Consider the following 21,146-nt stretch of genomic DNA (forward strand, 5'->3'; position numbering starts at 1 on the left):
CGCCTCGTTCGTTCCGGAAAATCTTGCCGGGGTGCACGGGCTGCTAGCATGATCTGGCATAACCCGTGCCACGCGGCTGCTCCTGGACGAGGTATTGACTGCTGTGTACGCTCGTCGAATGAACGACCCGACTGACAGTGACTCGAACGATCTATTCCCGCCCGCCGACCGGGCGAAGATCGAGGCGCTCACGGAGGATCCGGTGGCGAGGGTGAGCTACGAGCTGACCAAGGGGATGCTGGTCTGGTCGGATGAGAGGCCGCGCGACGTCGAATTGTCGACGCTCAAGACGCTCATCATGCTCCAGTCCTGTCGATCCATGATGTACCGGCCGGAAGAGTTCCGAGATAGCCACGACGAGCTCGTCCGTGACTGGTTCGCGGCATGCCGCGCGACTTGGGAAAAGGCGAGGGCCAGCGGCCTCCGGTGGATCGGCTTCGCGCCGTCGCGCACCGATCCCGCGAACCTCGCGCTGCTCCTCGAGCTCGAAAAGATCGATCTCCCGGACTTGTAGCCCAGCGGGTGATCCCGAGGGCCTCCTACTCGACGACCTTCAGGACCTTCAGGTACACGGCCTCGAAGCCCACGCTGCCAACCTTGGTGAGCACGGACCTTGTGTACCCGATGGACTCGAGGTAGGCGGCCCATTTGGCGTTGACGACGAGCTCGACAATGACACGGGCCTCCTTGAGGCCAGCCTCCCTGGCGACCTGAACGGCGGCGCCCTCCAGGGCGATCTGCATCATCTTGCCCTGGTTGGCGACCCTGCCGACGTTCTCGATGAAGATATACCGGACGGCGAGGGTCGTCCCCGTACGGCTGACCTGCACCGACCCCAGGTATACACCGTCCTCGAGGATCTCCACGAGCGCTCCGCCGCCCGGGAGCGCATCGGTCAATCTCTTTGCCAGCCTCGCCACCAGGCTTTCGCCCGCCTTCGACGCCGCCTTGCTGGCAGCGCTGGCCTCCAGCCTTCTGGCGACGGCGCCGCCGCCCGGCAGGAGCGACGCGATGTGCAAGATCAGCTCGGCCTTCTTGCTGATCTTCTCGCCACCGGACGCGAACGCATCGAAGTCCCTGACGAACTCCGCCTCGGCCTCCCTGAGCGCCTGGCAGAGCCGCGGGGCGGTGAGGTCGTTGATCTGCGTCGGGACGATGCGCTTGCTGGCGGGATCGCGCTTGAAGGTGACGGTGCGGTTCAAGGCCTCGATCGCCTCTCCCGCGGTCATGCTGTCCGGCAGGTGGAGGAGAGCTTCCCGCCCGCGCGGGATATAGCCCATCTTTCCCCGCTCACTGGACGAGACAAGGATGTGCTCCGAGCGGGGGGTGCGATAGTCGACGCCTTCGATGGGAGCCTTGATGTGCCGGGGTACCAGCCCCACCCTGAGCTGGCTCCCGTCCTCGTAATCGATGACCGCCAGCTCACCGGCGTAGAAGCTCACCGACTTCATGCGGTTGTCGATGTAGCTGCTGTCCTTCATGATCTCGCTCGCCGGCCGGGCGAGGAGGTCCGCTCCGTCCGCAGGCTCGTTCGACGCATCGGGAGCCTGCACCGCTCCGGCTTCAGCAGCGGCCTCCGCCTCGCGTGTCCGCTGCGCGTCCAGGTTCGAGACATACTCGTCCAGGACCCAGAGGATCTGGGCGGGCAAGGTCGACGTCTTAGAGCAGACCGACCGCCACAGCCCCCCGTAGCCGCCGGTCTCCCCGGCGTCGAGCTCCGTTCCCGCGATGAGCGGCTCGACCGGACGGCCTGGGACCTTCTCGTCCTGCTGGGTCGTCGCGTAGTACATGCGCGGGACGCCGCGGTGCGATTCGGGCTGCTCTGCGTTGACCTTCCCTCGAAATCGCCGCTTGAAGCGCGGCCCGCAGCCCGGCGACGGGCCCTCGGCCGGCTGCCGCTGGAGCAGGCCAGCGGATCCGGCAGGCGCGGCGCGCTGCTGCACGACGTGCGCGAGCTCGTGCGCCAGGAGCCGCTTCCCCGCCTCCGTGCCGGGGGCATACTGGCCGGCGCCAAAGACGATGTCGCCGCCCACCGTGTACGCCCGCGCCTGCACCGCGCGGGCCGCGTCTGCCGCCTCGCCCCCGGCGTGTACCCGTACGTTGCCAAGGTCGTGCCCGAAGCGCGGCTCGAAATACGAGCGGAGCGCGCCCGGCAGCGGCTCTCCACCTCGCCTGGCGGCGCGCACGGCGGACTCCACGTCGAGCTCCGCGCCGGGCTCGAGCGACGGCGCGCGCTCGCGCTGGACCACGCTTTCCTCCTCGCCTTCGCAGGTCGCGCACCGGCGCTGAACCACGGCCGGCGCCGCGCCGATCGGCGCCGGCTCGGCCATGCGCATCACCTTGTCGGCCGCATCGTCCGCGTCGCGCTCGTACGGGTCACCCGGCGAGCTGACGGCCGGCTTGCGCAGGATCGGTGGTCGCGTGATGGCGATACGGGCGAAGTCGAGCTGGGCACCGTGCCGGGCCGTGGCCCGGACACCTCTGGACGAGGCCGACCGAGACCAGAGCGGGCTCGTCGGCGCCGACGTCTGATCCCGAGATTCGGACATCTGGAGGGGAGAGCGCACGGAAGGCGCGGGGCGTTTCCGGTCAAGTGTCAACATGCAAAGCCTCCCGGATGATGGATCGAGTGTTATCATGTCCGAAGGCGATGAGCCCGCCGCGACGCTGCGCGAGACCCGGGCGCGATGTCGTCGCGCCGCCATCGCCCTCGCTGTCCGTCAGGCGCGTGTTTTCCGAGGTCTTATCGCGGGGAGCAGGTTCGTGGGATACGGGCTCAGCCGCTAGACAGGCGAGGGTAATGGTCAAATTTGACCATGAAGGCGGGAAGGCGCGAAGAAAACCATGATCATCTTCCCGCCTTGGGACGCCGTTGTTCTAGGCAGGAGCCGCGCGCCGCTAGGATGCCGGGAAGGGCGTGTGGGACGAAGCGCTGGACGGCGACCGGGGCGCGGGCGGTGCCGGCTCAGGGGTTGGGCGAGATCTCCAGCACGCCGAGCTGGCTGGGAAAGCGCCTCTCCAGCACGCTGTCCCTGGGGAGCAGCGCGAAGCTCTGCACGTCGGCGCAGCCTTCCTCGCAGCCGCGGCAAAGCACCATGCCGTTGGCGACCACCTGGAACTGCTCGTCTCGATCCGCTGCCAGCCGCAAGATCTGGCCGGCCTCCGGCATGACGAAGGTGCTCATGGTGTCCGGCCGGAGCCGGATGACCTCGGGCTCGGCGCACATCGCCGCGGACCACGCCGCCGTCGCATGGACCTCCGTGCGCGTGGGCACCATGGACCACTCGATGTCGCGCCCCTCTCCGATCCGCGTGAGCGCGAACCGCTCCCCGAGCGCCGGCATCCAGTGCTCCCCTCGAACCGCGCCGAGGCTGGGATCCCCGCCGCTCAGGAGCACCTCGCGTCCGCTGCCGTCGCACGCCATCGCGCGCAGCCGCAATCCCTCCGTGACCAGCCTGATCGGCGTCTCCGTGCTGAAGACGCGCTCGCCGGAGCCCGCGCAGGTCGGCCCCACCTCATCGCTCGCCGAAAGCTCGTCGGCCGCGCAGGCCCAGACAGGGCGGCAGATGGGGATGCGCTGGCGGCCGAGCAAGGTCGACCAGACGGTCTCCAGGTCGACGCCGTAGACCGCCTTGAACTTTTGCGGGAAATACAGGGCCGGGGTCGAGGGCGAGAGGCTCTGGTAGAGCTCCCGGAACTTCGACACGCCGCCGTGCTCGTCGAGCAGGTGAGTCACCAGCGCCCCCGCGAGGACGTAGGCGAAGCCGCTGTCGTTCGCCTCGTCGAACACCTCCTGCCAGCTCCGTGTCCGCTGGGCGTGGCCCCACGGGGAGCACGAGAGCGCCACGGCGAGGCCCTCGTTGAGCACCGGCGCGCTCTGCCCCCAGCGCGGGCCCACGTACGCATGGATCAGCTCGTGAGGCTCGAACGGGCGCGTCGCGCGGACCTCACCGCGGTAGTAACACCCGCTGCTCCCGTTCGGGCACCCTGAGTGCTCATTGAAATCGCTCTGGTCAAGGAATTTGTAGTAATCGATGACGGCGTCGTCCGGCCACTCGATCTCCAGCTCCGAGGTCATCCGCTGGAGGTGCCGCTCGAGGGCGGCGTGGACGTCGCTGCAGGCGTGCTCGTCCCCCTCGCGCGCGTGGTAGCGGAAATGCGCGGAGCTCGACGTCATCCCGCCGTCCCAATCGACGGCGTAAGAATCACAGCCGGGCAGCGCGAGGAGCGTCGCCGCGACACCGCAGAGCACATCTCGATTCATGACGATCAGCACCTCTCCCGCGACACCTCTCCCGGCCTCCCGACCACCGTGATCCGTCGTCCGCGGGAGGGCGGCGTCATCTGCATGCGTTGAACCCCCGCGCGCGCCCGGCGCGACGCCTCCTGTCCGAGGTCAAGGAAGGGGGTGCACGCGCAAGGCGCCGAGCCCGAGCGGCGCGCGCATCTCGAGCACGGCGCTGTCCAGCCGCGGAAGCGTCGTGAAGCCGATCACGTCCACGCAGCCGGCGTCACAGTCCTCGCAGAACGCCGCCACGCCGCCGTCGGTGATCGCGCCGAGCTGCCGCTCGCCGTCGGCGAGCACGCGCACCCTCTGCCCGGCCTCCGGCAGCACGAACGTGCTCATCGCGTCGGAGGGCAACCGGACGGCCTCGGGCTCGCCGCAGGTCGGGCTGGACCACGCCTCGATCGCGCGGAGCTCCGTGCGCGTGGGCTCCGCGAGCGCAGCGATATCGTTCATTTCTCCGATCCGCGTGAGCGCGAACCGCTCCCCGAGCGCAGGCCAGAAGTGCTGCCCTCGAACCGTCCCGAAGACGGGATCCTCGCCGCCCAGGAACACCTCGCGGCCGCCTCGATCGCACGAGATGGCGCGCAGCGGCGGTCCCTCCGTGAGGAGCACGCTCGGCGTGTCCGTGCTGAAGACGCGCTCTCCAGTCCCCGCGCAGGTCGGCCCGACCAGGTCGGTCTCCGAGAGCTCGCCGGCCGCGCAGGCCCAGATGGGGAGGCAGGTAGGGATCTGCACGCCCGCGAACAAGGCCGACCAGACGGTATCGATGTCGACGCCGTAGACACGCTGGAACGCGGACGCGAAGTACTCGGGCGGGCTAAAGCGCGGGACGCTCTGATGAAGCTGCCGGAACTTGGACATGCCGCCGTGCTCGCTGAGCAGGCGCGTCACCAGCGCGCCGGCGAGCAGGTAGCTGGAGTCGTCGACCACCTCGGTCCCTGCGAAGGCGTCCTGCCAGGCCAACCCCTGGCCGACACGTCCCCATGGCCGGCACGAGAGCGCCACCGCGATCCCCTCTCGAAGCAGCGACGCGCTGTCGCCCCACTGCGACATCGTGTAGGCGTGTATCAGCTCGTGCGGGTCCATCGCGAAGGGCGACCTGAGCCCGTCGTCCGAGTAGCACGAAGCGATCGAGCCCCCGCACCCGGAGTGCGCCCTGGAGTCCTGTACGTCCCGGAACTTGTAGTAGTCGATCACGGCATCCTCTGGCCAGTCGATCCCGAGCTCCGCCGTCATCACTTGCAAGTGTCGCTCGAGGGCCGAGTGGATGTCGCTACACACGTGCGTATCGTCTTCGCGCATGTGATAACGAAAGTGCGCGGAGAGCGACGTGACGCCTCCCTCCCATTCGACCTCAGAACAGCCAGCGCCGAGCAGCACGCTGAATGCGACTGCAGTGCCCAATATCATGGTTCGACGCATAATGGGCCGAACGTAGCTCACCGCAGATCGCGGGTCAATGCGAGGGGGTTGTATTGATTTCGTGTCGAGTGTTATGTCGAGTATTCGTCGCACGCGCGGTAGAGGGCGAGGTGTCCCACGGCGACGGGGCTCGCAGAGATTCGCGCGGCCGTGGAGTCCGATGGAATCGTGGCGGCAGGTCGGCGCTGCGCCAGGATAGGAATCCTGGCGCGCGGGTCGCCTCGGGTCATGAGCGCTGCGCCGGCCGCGCGGCGCCGCCATCCTGACGCGCGCGTCTCAGGGCGCGCTGCAGAAGACGCTGTCGTGCTTGAGGCGGACGCCCGCCTGGACATCGATCGACTTGGCATAGAAGCGCCCGCGCGCGGAGGGCGAGGTGGGTGAGCTCGCGGTCTCGATGAGCAGCCGCCCGTTCGGCACGACGGCGACCCCCCAGAAGTCGGCGGAGAGCCTGCCCTCGACGCCGGCGAAGCCGAGGTAGAGCGGGGCCGCAACGTTGGAGCCCGAGGGGCCGACGCTGGTGACGGAGCCCTGGAAGACGAGCTGGTCACGCACGAAGAGCTGCGCGCTGCCGTCGCTCGGGACCACGAGCTGGGCCTGCGGAGAGAGCTCCAGCCGCTCCATGGTGGTGACGCCGGCCGCGAGGGTCAGCTTCGCGCGCGACCTGACGACCACGTTTCCGTAGCTGCCCTGCGCGATGGCGTCGGTCTGATCCGGCTCGACGGTCACGCCGGGCCCCGTGCCGATGGCCGGCAGCACGGGCATCTGGGGCTGCGGGAAGTCCGAGTCGGCGACGACGGCGCCGATGCTGACCTGGTTGCCGAGCGTGAACGCCCCGCCGTGGTGCAGGCTCGCCAGCACCCCCCGGTCCATGACCGTCACCGAGGGCAGGCTGAAGACGTCGCCGAGCCGGACGTCGTTGCGGAGCGTGGTGGGGCTGCTGCCCACGCTCATCAGGGTGCCGCGCACGCCGCCGTCGGCGTTGACCTGGACGGCGTCGCCGACCGTGAGGGAGCTCGTGGCGAACAGCGTCGGCTGGGAGGCGACGTGTACCTCTTGGGTGATGGTCACCGACCCGTTGTCGTTGGTGGCGGTCCACTCGACGACGCTCGTGCCCGCCGGCAGCGAGACGTGCCCGTCGACGACCGGCAGCGAGGCCGGAGCGCCGTTGATCGACACCACCTGCCCCGTGACCACCGGCGCGTCGCCGTTGCACGGGCTCACCGCCTGCGGCACCGGCAGCGTCACCGTGCTCGCGCCCGGCGCGCAGCTCCACACCTGCTCCGCCGCCGCCGGCGCCACGAACTCGGGCAGCGTCTCGTCCGTCACGGTGATGGACAGGTTATCGTAGGAGTAAGCTCCCGCCGCGTCGAACGCCTCGAGCGTGATGGCGTGGTGGCCGATCGGCAAGCTCACCGGCGCCGAGCTGCCGGCTCCGATGGTCGCCCCGTCCTCCGACCAGAGCAGCCGGAGCAGATCGCCGTCCGTATCCGTGGTCGCCGAGGCGTCCAGGACCAGCTCCGCCGCGCACGAGGCGTCGGTCGCGGCGACCTGCAGATCCTCACCGGCGCGGGCGATGGGGGCACGGTTGTAGACAACGTTCGTGCCACCGAACAGCGATCCCGCCACGCTCGCGCCGAATGCCTCGCCGCTGAACTGGAGGCTGAACGTGACCTCTCCGGTCTCCGTGTCGTACGTCCCCGTGACAGCGTTGTCCGAGTGCAGCACGAGCGTGTACCGGACGCCGTCGATGAGCCCTGTCGCATGATACTCCGTGCCTGCAGGGATGGAGAACAGGAACAGGCGCGTGCCGTCGATCGACGCCGCGAAGGAGTCGACGGGCTTCGCCGTGAACACCGTCAAGTCGACGATCGACCGATCGTCGTAGTCGAAATCTTCATACTCGACCTCCAGATCGTTGATCCGGATACGGCACCCGTGGAGCGGGCTGTTCGTGCAGGTGGGGTCCGGGGCTTTCAGCGACACGTGCCCCCGCTCGAGCATCACGAAGCTGAGCCCGTCGCCGACAGTCAGTTCCCCGGTGCCCGCCAGGCCCAGATCGAAGTCCGGGCTGAACGTCGGGCCGGGAATCGCGCTGAGCGGCTGGCTGCTCTGGTCGAAGGAGTGGTCGCACTCGCCGGGGTGAACGGCGTCGCCATGGGTCTCGTCCGCCTGGGGGAAGGCCCGGCAGCCCAGCTGGCCCGGCGCGGGAGCGGGAGTGAACACAGGATTCAGGTTGTCGCACATGTCCGCGTTGCACGCGTTCTCGGGGGTGTCCGATCCTGGATCGAAGCACGTCCAGCGTTCGTTCTTCCCGAACAGCGGGGTCCACAACACCGAGCCGTCAGGGTTGGTCTCGATCTCCTGGCACTCCAGCTCGCCCTGCGCGTTCCTGCCCACGCGGGCGCAAGCGGTCACTTCGGCGCGGCAGTAGACCTTGTCGGGCTCCGGCGAGAGCGGAGGAGGGGGCAGCTCGCCGTCACACCCTGCGCCGGCCGCGGCCCATACCATGGTCGCAATCACATTCCATCGCTTTGACATGAAATCCTCTCTTACAATCTGTCGTTCGAGCCGACTGCGAGGGCGTGCGCGCGGCGACGGCCGCGCCGGGGGGGGAAAGGGGACGCGGAGAGCCGCAGGCGCCTTGCGCGCCTGCGGCTCTCCCGCGCGGATCACTGGCAGAAGACGCTGTCGTGCTTGAGGCGGACGCCCGCCTGGACATCGATCGACTGGGCATAGAAGCGCCCGCGCGCGGAGGGCGAGGAGGGGGAGCTCGCGCTCTCGATGAGCAGCCGCCCGTTCGGTACGACGGCGACCCCCCAGAAGTCGGCGGAGAGCCTGCCCTCGGCGCCCGCGAAGCCGAGGTAGAGCGGGGTCGCGACGGTGGAGCCCGAGGGGCCCACGCTGGTGACGGAGCCCTGGAAGACGAGCTGGTCGCGCACGAAGAGCTGCGCGCTACCGTCGCTCGGGACCACGAGCTGAGCCTGCGGAGAGAGCTCCAGCCGCTCCATGGTGGTGACGCCGGCCGCGAGGGTCAGCTTCGCGCGCGACCTGACGACCACGTTTCCGTAGCTGCCCTGCGCGATGGAGTCGGTCTGATCCGGCTCGACGGTCACGCCGGGCCCCGTGCCGATGGCCGGCAGCACGGGCATCTGGGGCTGCGGGAAGTCCGAGTCGGCGACGATGGCGCCGATGCTGACCTGGTTGCCGAGCGTGAACGCCCCGCCGTGGTGCAGGCTCGCGAGCACCCCCCGGTCCATGACCGTCACCGAGGGCAGGCTGAAGACGTCGCCGAGCCGGACGTCGTTGCGGAGCGTGGTGGGGCTGCTGCCCACGCTCATCAGGGTGCCGCGCACGCCGCCGTCGGCGTTGACCTGGACGGCGTCGCCGACCGTGAGGGAGCTCGTGGCGAACAGCGTCGGCTGGGAGGCGACGTGTACCTCTTGGGTGATGGTCACCGACCCGTTGTCGTTGGTGGCGGTCCACTCGACGACGCTCGTGCCCGCCGGCAGCGAGACGTGCCCGTCGACGACCGGCAGCGAGGCCGGAGCGCCGTTGATCGACACCACCTGCCCCGTGACAGCCGGCGCGTCGCCGCTGCACGGGCTCACCGCCTGCGGCACCGGCAGCGTCACCGTGCTCGCACCCGGCGCGCAGCTCCACACCTGCTCCGCCGCCGCCGGCGCCACGAACTCGGGCAGCGTCTCGTCCGTCACGGTGACGATCAGCTCGTCGAACGTGTACGCGCCTGCCTCGTCGAGCGCGGTGAGCTTCACGCGGTGCTCCCCGATCGGGAGCGACGCCTGGATGGTCGGCCCGGACCCGAGCGTCGCGGTCTCGGTCGACCAGAGCAGCTCGCTCAGGTTGCCGTTACCGTCCGCGGTCGCGCTGCCGTCGAGCGCCACGAGCGCCTCGCAGGAGCCCGTCGCCGCCACGGTCTGATCCGCCCCGGCGACGGCGATCGGAGGCCGGTTGCCGATCTGGTCCGTGGTCACCAAGGCGGTCCCGCTCACGGGCTGTCCCGCGAGGGCTCCCGCGAAGTCGATGCCGAGCGTGATGGCCCCTGTCTGCCAGTCGTAGGTGCCGTTGATCTCCGACGTGGTCTGGACCCTGAGGCTGACCCTCTCTCCATCGACCGTGCCGGTGGCGTTCAGCACCGTGCCGCTCAGCATCACGAAGGCCACCTCCGATGTCCCTTCGATCGGGAAGGCGAGGGTGTCGAGAGGCTCGACGAGGAACACCTTCAAGCCGCTGACGGCGTGCCCGTCGATCGAGAAGGTATCGTAGTGAACCTCGACCGCGTTCACCCGCATGCGGCATACGCCAGGGCTGTTCGCGCACGTCGGATCGGGCGTCTTCAGCGAGATCAACCCTCCCGTGACCTGCACGACATGGGTTGACCCATCGAACGTCATGGAGCCGGAGCCGGCCAGGTCGCCGTAGAAATCCGGGCTCGTCGGCGCCCCGGGGATCTCGTTGTCGTACTCGAGAGGCTGGCTGCTCGACTCGACGCATTCGCCCGGCTGCACGCCGTCGTTCGGGTTGGCCGGATCGTCGAGGACCTGCGCCACGCAGCGCGGCGCGCCGGAGATCACCTGCCCCTGCGCGTTCGTGACAGGAGGTTGCATCACCGGGTTCAGCCACTGGCACTCGACCTCACATGCCTCCTGCGGGGTCTGCAGGTTCGGATCGAAGCACTTGGCTTGCCCGATCCCCTCAGGATCCTGCGGGACGAGCGCGGTGACCCCGTTCGCGTCCCGGGTGACCGCGAGGCAAACCTGCGGGATACCGTCCTGGTTAACGATCCAGTCCGAGCATTGCGTCTTCTTGACGGAGCACCACACCCTGTCGGTCGGGTCCCCGTGTGGGCCCGGCCATCCGTCGCAACCAGCGCCCACCAGCGCCAACAACCAACCTGCTGCGAGAATACTGGAACGCCTCATGACAATCTCTCTTCCCCTAGGTTAGATTCAATGGATTTCGTCGTTGCACGAAGAAAACACGTGTCCCGTGCGCCGGGCCCTTGCGCCCGGCGCTTCGATGAGATCTCGATATCGGCCAGCCGCCCCCGCCGCAGGCGGAGCCGAGCTCGGCCCTGCGCGGCGCCTACTCGCCGAGCGCGCCCGGCAGCTCCGACTGGTCGAAGGCCTTTTCCTGATCCGGATCGAGCAGCGCGATCACGCGCGCTCGCGTGAACCGGTTCAACCGATCCATCAGGAAGTCGCCGCGCGGGTGGCCCACGAACGAGAGGCTGTGCCTCCGGTGCTCACCGAGCACGCGCGCGACAGCTTGCTTCGTCTCCGCCCCGACGTTCGCGCGCTCGCAGAAGGCGTCGAGCTCCCGCGCGACAGCGCCCTCCAGCGAGGCGAGCAGCCCCTCCAGGCGGAGGCTCGGCGCCGCAGACCGCGGCGCCGAGCCGTCGGCGCGGGCGCCGGTGACCGCCTCCGCGGCCGTGGCCGCCGCCGTCTGCGGCGCGTCCGGCGCGCCGAGCCTCGCGAGCTTCGCGGTGAGGCCCGCGCTCCTACCCAACACGCCCAGGCCAAGCGCAGCCGCGGCCAACCCGATGACCAGGCCAATCTTATGAATCTTCATGGTTCACCTCGGACAAGCGGGCATCCCTCGCCCGTCATTCGCGCTCCCGACGAAGCGCGTTACGCGCCTGATGTAGCTCCTGGCGGGTGGATGGTTCGTTGAATGACCGTCAGAAGCCGGTCTGTCACGCCTCCGCTCGCCATTCGTGACAAGAAAATCAAGCTCCTCGCAGCGCCGTCCCATCGTCAGCCACGCCGCGCGCGCTGGTTGACATAGAAAGACCTTGTGCGATCCGCCCCCTCCTGAAAAAGCGATGCGATATCAACAATCTATCCACGCATCGAAGGGGCCGCGTTCACTCCACGGCCTGCGGGCGCCGACGCCGCGGCGAGGGCGCCGCCGAGCCGCGAGGACCGCGGTGCGGAGATCGAAGCGGGGCGGCGACGATGCGTGGTCTCACCATGGTCATCACCGCTCTCGGGCCCCTCCACGGACGCCGGACGCAAGGCACCGAGCGATGATATAGGGCGCGAATGGGCGGGTCGCATCGTTGAACTCATGCTTTGGCGTCCGTCCTCTCGCGTGAATGGTTCAAGCACCTCGATTTGAATCCATCTCCTCGACATCGTTCCCGAGCAGGTGCTCACCGCCGCGGCCGCGAGGCGCGGAGGGGCGGTGGATGGCGTGGAGTCGCCGGTGCGACCGGGCGAGCCGTCGTCAGGCGCGATGGATCACCTTGCCTGGCGATCGTCTCCTAGAGATAATAGCAATCGTCGGGCCAGCCCTCGGCCAGCGAGATCAGGCGCATTTCCACGGCAGCGCTGGCGGCGACGAGAGAGCGGTCCGTCGTGACATGCCTCGGCTCGAGCGTGACATGTCACGGATCGAGCGTGACACGTCACGAATTGAGCGTGACATGACCGCTCTCCTGCCCCGCAGCTCATCGTCACCACCCGGGCGCCGACCGGGCAGCCTGCTTCACGGCTCTTGCCACGAGGGCTCGACGGCCGGCCGCTCCCGCTCGATACGCCCGCTCCCCTCCTCCTGCCGGTCGCGGAACGGCGTCGACGCCGGCGGGAAGTCGCGGAGGCCGCGGCGGGCGGTGTAGTCGTAACGGACGAAGACCAGCCCCGAGACGCGCGGCGAGGTCTCGGCTGGGCTCGGGACGTCGAACAGGAACGTCCCTTCCGCGCCGAGCGAGACGCGGTGTCCGCGCGCGAGCCAGCTCCAGAACGTGAGCCCCGCGGTGAACGCGTCGCGCAGGAAAGCCTCGTCGCGCGTCTCGTTCACCGGCCCGTAGCTCGCGAGCCAGCCGAGCTGGATCCACGGCCACAGCCCCCGGCCGGGGAGCAGGTCGAGGTCGAGCGTCGCGTCGATGCGGTCGAGCGTCGACGGCACCGGGCTCAGGCGCAGCGACGTGCCCGCCGTGACGAGCGCGTCGACGAACGGCCGGTACCGCAGGCGCGCCCCGAGCGAGGCCTGGGTGCCGTGCTTGGCGCCGTACGGCGTGTAGACGTCCTTGTCGGCGCCGGTGAAGCCTCGCAGCGACTCGTCGACCGCGAGCCACGTGAAGCCCGCCCACGGCGAGAGCGTTAGCCCGCCGAGCGGGATGGACCAGAACGCGCTCGCGCTCGCCCTGGCGCCCATCGCGTCGCTGGCGTCCGGCTGGAACACCACGCGGCCGCTCAGCGAACCGCCGGGGACCCAGCCGCTCGAGCTCAGGTCGAAGCGCGCCTCCGCGCCGAAGCTCGCCGGCCCGTCGCGCAGGCGACCGAACCCCGCGGCCGCGATCCAGGCGCGCCGCTCGATCAGCTCGCGGTGCGCGTCGACGCCGAGCTCCAGGAAGCGGAGCGGGAGGCGGAAGTCCTCCTCGGCGAGCTCGCTGTCGACGAGGCGCGCGTAGCCGCCGACGGTGAGCGGCCCCGCGTCCGGATCCTCTCCCACCGGGGGCGCCGGCCGGAGCGCCTCGTCCGCGGGCGCGAGCGGCGCAGGCGGCGGCGGCGGCGCGGGCGGCGGCACGCGGGGGCGGGGCGCGCCGCTCGCGACGGCGAGCTCGACGCGGAGCAGCGCCCTGCCGCCGGGCGAGGCGACGCGCAGCACGTGCGGGCCCTCGGGGAGGACGGCGACGCGGGACTCGACCTCGCCGCCGAGCCAGAAGAACGGCTCGCGCGTGACGCCCAGACGGCGCGCGGCGCGGTCCTCGGAGGCGTCGAGCGCGATGGTCCCCTCCTCCAGCGCGCGGGGCGCGCCGCTGCCGGCCTCGCCGGGCGCGCCGCTGCCGGCCTCGCCGCCGTCAACGTCGAGCGGCGCCACCGAGAAGCGCAGCTGGCCGGACGGCGTGGCCGCGGCGACCTCGGGATGGCAGGCCGGATCCCCGCCGTCCGCGGGCGCGGCGCGCACGCGGGGCGACGCGCACTCGTAGGCGGCGCGGGCGCGGATGCGCACCACGGTCGGGCCGACGAACGCGAGCTCCAGGGGGCGCGCGGGGTCGATGTCGTTCCAGGTCGAGAGGACGCGGCCAGAGAAGGGCTGCGCCGCGCCGGCCGCGGTAGCGCGGATCCAGCCGAGGACGCTCCGGTCCGCCGGAGGCCGCGCCTCGATGCGGTGGCTGCCCCGCGGCACCTGCACGACGCAGCGGTCCGCCATCGGCGCCGACGCGGCGGAGCACGCGACCGGCTCGCCGTCGAGCGCGATCGAGAACGCACAGGGCGTCTCCTCGCGGTCGAGCGCGCGGCAGAGGCCGTCGAGCACGATCGCGCCCGGCGCGGGGCGGTCGAGCCGGAACTCGGCGCGCGCGCCGTCGGTGATGAGGAGCGACGCCTCCGGCGCATCGACGAGCGCGCGCCGCACCCGCACGCGGAGCGGCAGATCGCGATCGGCCCTGGCCCGGATCTCGAGCGTCGCCGTGCCGGCCGTGGCGTCGGCGCGCGGCGGCACGGCCCAGCCGGTCACCGGGGCCAGCCGCGCGAGGGCGGCCGGCGGGAGCTGGAGCGGCGGCGACGGCGCGGCCGATGCAGCGCCGGCCGGAGGAGCGGCGGCCGGGCTCGCCGCGGTGTTCCCGGGGGCCGCGGGCGCGGTGTTCCCGGCGGCCGCGGGCGCGACGCCTTGGGCGGCGCCAGCCTCGCGGGCGGACTCCTGCACGGCGAGCTCGGCGAGCGCGAGGGCGCGCAGGGTGAGCCGCCGATCGGGCGTCGCAGCGGCGGCGGCCACGTCGGTGGCGAGGTTCGCTGCGCGCGCGAGCGCGGCGGCGGACCGGTGGGCGAGCCCGATCCGGGTGAAGGCGTCCGCGCCGATCTGCGCGTCGCCGGAGCGCTCGGCGAGGAAGCCGAGCAGGAGCGCGTCGGCGCCCGCGCTGTCACCCGCGGGGCCCGCGAGCAACGCGATGCCGCGCCGCGGGTCGCCGCTGCTGTGCGCGCCGCGCGCGGCGGCGAGGGGCGCACGGTCGTCGGGCAGCGGGAGCGGCGGCACACGCGCGGGCAGGCCGAGCGCGACGGCCGTCGGGCTGCCCGGCGGCAGGGAGAAGACGGTGCTCGGCGGCGCGCCCGCGATCGACGCGCCAGGGAGCTGCCCGGCGTCCCAGGGCTCGTCGGCGGCGGGGCGGTCGAGCGCGGCGAGCGCCGGGAAGCCGAGGGCCTCGAGCGCCGCGGCCCGCTGCGCGTGGAGCCCCGCGCGGGCAGGCGAGGGCGCGGCGCGGAGGGCGCGCGTGGCGCCCCGGATCTGCTCGAGCGTGCCGTCGACGGGCGAGCCGGCCGGCGGGCGCGCCGGCGTGACGACGCGCGGCGCTCCGGGATCGACCGGGTGCAGGCGCACCGCGGCGCGGAGCAGCGCTGGCGCGTCGGTCTCGATGCGCAGCGCGTGTGCGCCGGCGGGGACAGGGATCTCGATCGAGCCCGTGGCGCCAGCGCGCACCCACGCCTCGTGGACGGCGGCGCCAGCGCGCACGCGGAGCACGCGCGCGGGGCCGCCTGCGGCGGGCGGCGCGCCTTGCGCTCCGGGCGTCCGCGCCGCTGCGCCCGGCGCTCCGGACGCCAGCGCCGCCTCGCTCATCACGGCGGGCGGCGCGATGACGACGCGGGCCACCGTGGCGCGCTCCGGGTCGGGGAGCGCGAAGATCGCTGCGCCGTCGACCCAGGCCCACTGCACGATCTCGCGCAGGGACGCGCACGGAGCGCGCCCGCTGCGCGGGATGCGCGCGAGCACGTGCGGGGAGCCCGCCGGCCGCTGGAAGGTGCGCGCCCCGGGCGCCACGGCGACGACCGAGGTGAGCCCGGCGCCGCCGTGCACGGCGGCCGGCGTGCCGTCGATGAGCACCGACGACTCGGGGACGACCTGGCTCGAGGCGCTCCGCAGGAGCACCCGCGCGTGGGCGCCCGGCAGCGCCTCGACGTCGATCTGCGCGCGCGCGGCGTCGAGGAGCGTCCAGCGAAGCCCGGACTCCGCGTCCACCTCGCAGAGCCCGTCCGTGGCGACGCGCTGCGAGGCGCCGGCTTCGGTGGGCGGCAGCGCGTCGCGCGGGGGCGCGATCGAGCTCCACGCGATGACGCCGTCGGGGATGTCGAGCGCATCCCAGGGGGCCTCGCGCGTCCAGGCGGTGCGCGCGAGCGGCGCCGCGCTCTCGACGTCGCCGTGGCCGAGCGCATAGCGCTCCGCGACCGGCGCCCCCGCCGGCCGGCGGCCGTCGCGCTGGGGCGACAGCGCGGCGCCGAGCGCGGCCACGGCCGCGACGTCGTCCGGGTGCGCACGGCCACCGGCGGGATCGCGCGGCGTCTCGGGCCGTGCGTGCGCAGCCCAGGGCGCGTCCGCGGCGCCCGGATCCGCGTGCACCGCGGCGAGCCGCGCGAGGAGGGCGCGCTTCAGGGACACGGCGCCCGCCGCCGTGCTGCCCGGCGGCGCGGTGCTGCGCGGCGCCGCCGCACCGCCTTGCGGCGCCGCATCGCCTTGCGCCGCCGCATAGGCCTGCGCCGCGCGCGCGAACGCCGCGCCTGGAGAGGGCGCCCACCGCACCGACTCGGCGAGGACGAGCGCCCGGAGCGACGGCGGCACGGCCGGCCGCGCGGCGAAGTCGAGCGCGGCCTTCGCGGCGGCCGGCGCGGCGGCCCGGTCTGCGGCGGCGAGGAGCCGCGGGGCCTCGGCGTGGACCGGCGTGCGATCTCCGTCGCCGGTCTGATCGCGCTGCGCCGCGCGATCGAGCAGCGCGGCGCGGTCGCGCTGCGGCGTGAGGAGCTCGGCGACGCCGGCGCGCTGCTGGTGGCCGCTGGCGGCGACGGCGATCTCTCCCTCGAGGACGTCGACGGTCGCCGCGCGCGCGTCGACCGGCAGCGGTACGCGGATCCACCGCGGCTCGCTCCAGCGCGCGGCGTCCGCGAGCCGCGCGCCGGTGCGGAAGGCGAGCTCCCGGACAACGGCACCGCTGGCGCGGACAACGACGCGCGTGGTGCCGTAGGCGCGCGCCCGGAGGGCGATACGCAGCACGTCCGCGCCGGGCGCGCGGAGCTCGAGCCGCGCCCCGGCGCCGAGCGAGCGCCATGGCGTGGCGCGCTCGACGGCCGGGAGCTCGGAGCGTTCCCGGCCTCCGCGCAGCTCGACGTCGCGCACGACGAAGTACGGCTCGACGAGCGGCCGGACGAGCAGCGACTCCTCGAGGTAGCGCGCGGTGAGCCATGCGGCCGCGGCCGGGTCGAGGCGCGCGGCGGCCGGGTCGAGGCGCGCGGAGGACGCCCTCGCGGCGCCCGGCGCGGAGAGCGCCGCGCGCGCGGCGACGACCCAGCGGAGCAGCGCGCCCGCCTCGCCCGGCGCGTTGGCCGGCGCGGGCGCGCGGCCGCCGAGCCATGCGGCGACGTCCTCGTCGAGGCGGTACCAGACGAGCGGCGCGCTCTCCCGCGCGGCGACCCGCACGGCGACCTGTGTGCTCGCGGCGCCGCGCGCGGCGGCCGCGCGCAGGACGACGAAGCGCGCGCTCGACCAGGCCGGCACCGCGACGTCGCGCGCGCCCGCCCTGAGGGGCGGCAGCGGCATCCACGTGATCACGTCGGGCGTATCCGCGATGCCGGAGCCGAGCCCGATGCCCGCGACGTCGCCGCGCACCTCCAGCCGGTCGCCGGGCTCCACGGGCACGAGGAGCAGCTGCTCCGTGGTGAGCGCGACCGGCTTGCTCGGATCAGCAGCGACGGGCGCGGCGCTCGTCCTCTCCCGAGCAGGCGCGCCCTGCTGCTGGCCGCTGGTCCACGAGACGATCCGCGCGCTGCTGGGGGCCACCCAGGCGAGCGGCTCCGCGGCCGCTGCCTCGCGCGACCCCGGGGCGCCGGGGGCCACGCCAAGGGCGAGGGCAAGGGCCGCACCGAGCAGCGCGCGGCGGGCAGCGGGCGCGACCAAGGTGTCGAGATCCACGGCGATTACTCTTGCACCATGCCCATCGTGCGCTCCGTGCGCCGCGGGCTATCGGGCTAACCGATTTCCGGCGTCGAGCGCAAGCACGCGATCGGCGAGAGCGCGACCGACCAGCGCGCGCCGCGACCCTCGCGGTGGCGGGGCGCACCGCAGACGCTGCTGGGGCGGTCGTTCGAAGCGCCCCGACCGGCAGCGGGTTCCGCAGCACGAAAGGCGCGTGCGGCAGCTCTCCCGGAGACTACGACTACCTACGCCACACGGCCCTATCGGACTGACACCCTAGCGCACCGATCACGTTGGAGTTCCGAGGAAATCAACAGAAGGGAAGAGCAACCGCAAGGGCGCGAGGGGCGCAAGGGAAAGGCAAGAAATATCTCATCTCTGGTCCCTTGCGCCCCTTGCGCCCTTGCGGTTGCTCTCTTTCCCGCATTCCTTGCCCTTGGAGCTTGCTTCCTGGAAGATCGGCTGGGATTTACAACCCATTGAATTCAGGCAAGCTTCAACCCGTTCGGCGCTCTATACGTCGCCGTTGGGAGTGACCGAAATCGCCGTCACGCTCCCTTCGGTGATGCGTTGCCCTGTTTCACCAGGACGCGTGCGCCACACGCCCTTGTCGAGGCCGACGCCATAGATATCGCCTCGCCTCATCGCCCCCCAACGGGATCTATGGTTTTTTACGATGAATTGCACCCCGGCAAACCCGGACGTTCGAGTGATCGCGCCCGAGAGACCTGTCGACGGGTATGGCTGCGCCGGGACGCCGTCGACCCCCTACTCGTCCCGCGCGCAGCGGAAACCGTAGAAAGACAGCGTCCTCTCGGGCAGCTCGCCGATACGGTACGCCGGGCTGAGCGTCTCCTCGGTGTGGGAGAACGCCCCTCCACGCGAGCCCCTACCGAAGCCTCCGTCGGTCAGGGCCGCGCAGTTGGTGCACGTCCCCGTCAGATCGGCATGGTAGTCGAGGACCCACTCGAACAGGCTGCCCGCCAGATCCGCCTGCTCCCATCTCGCGTCGCCCGCCGGAGATTTCGACCCCACGTGCGGGATCGGGCACACCGTCGTCGTGGTATCGCAGCCGTACACCGCGAGCTCCTGGCTCGGAGCCTCGTCTCCCCACGGATAGGCGCGGTGATCGTTCCCCCCGACCGCGGCGTAGTTCCACTCCGCTTCCGTGGGCAGCCGGCCCTCGTCCCATGCACAGAAGGCGAACGCGAGATACCAGCTCACGCAGTTGATCGGCGCATCTTCGTTTCCGGCGGGCTCATCGGTCCACGTCCGGAAATTGGCGTCGCATCCCAGCGAGGCCCGCAGCTCGTCCTGCCCCGCGGGCAAGCTCGCATCCCACGCCGGGTCCCAGCCGCTGCCCTGGATGAGCGGGTGCGCGCCCGCGCCCGCCGTCGGCCTGATCGCCGGGTAGCCCGCGACGAACTGCCGGAACCGGCCCACCGTCACCTCGAAGCGATCGAGGGAGAAGTCGGCCACCGTGGCCGGATAGCTCACGTCGTTCAGGCGGTTGAACTGGCCGCCGACCACCTCGCCCGCAGCACAGCAGCTCTCGTCGGCCGCCGGACCGCACGTGGGCGCGACCTTGTCGCAATGCGGCAGGACGAACACGCTGGGCTCCACGTCAGGGATGCACGCGCCCATCGCGGCCAGCGGCATCGCCATCGCGGCAAGAGGCCTGAAGAACACCCTGCGTTTGCTGTCGCCCGTGCGCATCAGAAGCTCCCGGAGATGCTGGCGCCGGCGCCGGACGGCGCGATCCAGGGGAGCGCGACGGCCGCCGGCGCGCGCGCCTCTTCGCCGCCCGACCGGGTGATCCCATAGACCGCCGCCCCCATCGCGACGAGCCCCGCGGCGCCGAGGCCGGCGAAGAGGCCGAAATCGCGGTTCTTGCGCGCATTGTCGGCAGCGAAATCATAACCGGGGTCGCAGTACGTCCCGCCCGGGACCTCGCGGCAGCTCTCGCGCAGTGCGCTGATCGCGGAGAGGTCGTCGATCAGGAACCCGACCGACGCGCCGGCGAGCGCGATCCCGGCGGCTCCGGAGAGCCATGCCCAGGTCGGGGTGCCCCCGCCTCGCGCTTCGTCCGCCTTGGCGGGCGGCTTCGCGGCGCTGGCCGCGGCCGCCGGTCGCAGCGTGAGCTCGACCGTCGCCGTCTCGCCCTCCGCGAGCGTGATCGAGCGGGTCTCTGCCTCGTGCCCCGGGGCGCTCGCGCGGATCTCGTGCGGGCCAGGATCGACCGGCAGGGGCTCTCCGAGCGCGGCCACCGGGAGCGCCGTGCCGTCGCGCTGCACCTCCGCGCCGGCGGCGGCGCCCTTGACCACGATCACGAGCTTCGGCACGCGCGGATCGAGGGCCGCGATCCCCTTGTTCGCGATCTCCTCGAGGCTTTTCTGCCGCTGCTCCCCGGCCGTCTCGCGGTTCAGGACGAGGGCACGGTGGTAATCGTGCCAGGCCGTCGCGAGCTTGCCCTCGCGCTCGCGGCAACGCGCGATGTTGATCTGGGTGCTCGCGGAGGGGTTGAGCGCGAGGCTGGCCTCGAACTTCGGGCACCCCGCCGCGTCGTCCCCCTTGTCGACGAGCGCGCGCGCGGCCTTGAAGAGCGCCTCCGCGGCCACCGGGTCGCGCGCGGGCTGCTGCGCGTGCGCCGCCGCTCCGCCGAGCGCGACCGCGACAGCAGACGCCAGGCCGGCGAAGGCGCGAGCGCGCTGCGGGAGACCCGCGCCACGGCGGGTGTCGGCGAGGCGAAGAATGGGTGCCGCAACAAGGCATTTCCCGAGCGGGCTCGTCGTCGTTTCCGCCATGTGTGCTCGTTCCGCTGCAGCGAGCCGCGGGGGCGCGCGGGGAGACCCTACAACAAAAAGGGCGGCACGACCAACCTGTCGAGGCCACGCGGACGGCCAGCACGACGACGGCGCGGGCGCCGGGGCGCCGTCGGGCGCGACAGTGGCAGATCCGGCACCCCCGACCGCTGACGAGCGCTGCGCCCGGCGCTAGCCCCTGGTGCCGTCGCTTCTCGGCTCATCGAGAGCTCAGTCGACGTAGAGACCGCGCTGCTGCCGGGTCATGAAGGCACAGCCCGCAGGTCTCGATCGATCAGCCGACAACCACCTCGAGTTTGACCCCGCAGGTTGGCTCCCACCCTTTCTATTAGCAATTCAAACTCGAGGTGGTTGTGAAGAAGTTGAACCCTCACGGGCAGCGCTTGGTGGTCTTCTTCGGCTGTATGGGTCTCGCCGCCGGAGGTTCGTCCGAGGTGGGCCGGCGCGGCCGATCCCGGTCATGCAGTTTCGCGGCACCAACGACTTTGCCGTCAAGTACGACGGCCTGTCAGGTCACGACCAGGACCGGCGAGCACGCCGTCCGGGATCGTGACCCGCCGGAAGAACGCCGGGGGAACTGGACGCCGGCGGAGTAAGCGCCTGGCAATCTGCTGCGAGCGCTCGCCGGCCGACTGGTCAGCCGGCGCGGCTGCTCTCGGCGGGCGGTTGCACGCCCTCGAGCCAGGTGCCGGCTC

General features: G+C 71.9%; 10 protein-coding genes. 1 reads left to right on the forward strand and 9 read right to left on the reverse strand.

Annotated features, from left to right (window positions below; all coding sequences use genetic code 11):
• The first annotated feature begins 118 nt into the window (after positions 1-118).
• On the forward strand, positions 119-514 hold the full coding sequence (locus WME90_RS39415) for a hypothetical protein (protein ID WP_437277226.1): 396 nt from the start codon (positions 119-121) through the stop codon (positions 512-514).
• Positions 515-539: 25 nt separating this feature from the next.
• Here the strand turns inward: WME90_RS39415 and WME90_RS39420 are convergent, their stop codons facing one another.
• The 9 genes from WME90_RS39420 to WME90_RS39460 form a co-directional block, all read right to left on the reverse strand.
• Positions 540-2,549: an eCIS core domain-containing protein gene (locus WME90_RS39420; protein ID WP_437277227.1), complete on the reverse strand. Its 2,010-nt coding sequence runs from the start codon at positions 2,547-2,549 to the stop codon at positions 540-542.
• Positions 2,550-2,965: 416 nt separating this feature from the next.
• Entirely contained in the window at positions 2,966-4,264 is a 1,299-nt protein-coding gene (locus WME90_RS39425; protein WP_437277228.1) for a hypothetical protein, read from the reverse strand.
• A gap of 132 nt (positions 4,265-4,396) precedes the next feature.
• Complete coding sequence (locus WME90_RS39430) at positions 4,397-5,569, reverse strand: hypothetical protein (RefSeq protein ID WP_437277229.1); 1,173 nt, start codon at positions 5,567-5,569, stop codon at positions 4,397-4,399.
• A 417-nt stretch (positions 5,570-5,986) separates the two neighbouring features.
• Entirely contained in the window at positions 5,987-8,248 is a 2,262-nt protein-coding gene (locus tag WME90_RS39435; protein WP_437277230.1) for a hypothetical protein, read from the reverse strand.
• Between the two features lie 131 nt (positions 8,249-8,379).
• Positions 8,380-10,551 (reverse strand): hypothetical protein, encoded by a 2,172-nt coding sequence (locus WME90_RS39440; RefSeq protein ID WP_437277231.1) that lies wholly within the window; start codon positions 10,549-10,551, stop codon positions 8,380-8,382.
• A gap of 262 nt (positions 10,552-10,813) precedes the next feature.
• Positions 10,814-11,299, reverse strand: a complete 486-nt coding sequence (locus WME90_RS39445; RefSeq protein ID WP_437277232.1) for a hypothetical protein — start codon at positions 11,297-11,299, stop codon at positions 10,814-10,816.
• A gap of 918 nt (positions 11,300-12,217) precedes the next feature.
• Positions 12,218-17,626: a hypothetical protein gene (locus WME90_RS39450; RefSeq protein ID WP_437277233.1), complete on the reverse strand. Its 5,409-nt coding sequence runs from the start codon at positions 17,624-17,626 to the stop codon at positions 12,218-12,220.
• A 771-nt stretch (positions 17,627-18,397) separates the two neighbouring features.
• Positions 18,398-19,345, reverse strand: coding sequence for a formylglycine-generating enzyme family protein (locus WME90_RS39455; RefSeq protein ID WP_437277234.1), 948 nt, complete (start codon positions 19,343-19,345; stop codon positions 18,398-18,400).
• On the reverse strand, positions 19,345-20,433 hold the full coding sequence (locus tag WME90_RS39460) for a PEGA domain-containing protein (RefSeq protein ID WP_437277235.1): 1,089 nt from the start codon (positions 20,431-20,433) through the stop codon (positions 19,345-19,347). Before WME90_RS39460 ends, WME90_RS39455 begins: the two co-directional genes overlap by 1 nt.
• Positions 20,434-21,146: the final 713 nt, after the last annotated feature.

The sequence above is a fragment of the Sorangium sp. So ce375 genome (genome assembly GCF_051473855.1).
In the GTDB taxonomy this organism is placed as follows: Bacteria; Myxococcota_A; Polyangia; order Polyangiales; family Polyangiaceae; genus Sorangium.

Coding starts and splice junctions, on each gene's coding strand:
- WME90_RS39415 (WP_437277226.1), top strand. CDS start 119: ATGAACGACCCGACTGACAGTGACTCGAACGATCTATTCCCGCCCGCC.
- WME90_RS39455 (WP_437277234.1), bottom strand. CDS start 19,345: ATGCGCACGGGCGACAGCAAACGCAGGGTGTTCTTCAGGCCTCTTGCC.
- WME90_RS39460 (WP_437277235.1), bottom strand. CDS start 20,433: ATGGCGGAAACGACGACGAGCCCGCTCGGGAAATGCCTTGTTGCGGCA.
- WME90_RS39425 (WP_437277228.1), bottom strand. CDS start 4,264: ATGAATCGAGATGTGCTCTGCGGTGTCGCGGCGACGCTCCTCGCGCTG.
- WME90_RS39445 (WP_437277232.1), bottom strand. CDS start 11,299: ATGAAGATTCATAAGATTGGCCTGGTCATCGGGTTGGCCGCGGCTGCG.
- WME90_RS39420 (WP_437277227.1), bottom strand. CDS start 2,549: ATGTCCGAATCTCGGGATCAGACGTCGGCGCCGACGAGCCCGCTCTGG.
- WME90_RS39435 (WP_437277230.1), bottom strand. CDS start 8,248: ATGTCAAAGCGATGGAATGTGATTGCGACCATGGTATGGGCCGCGGCC.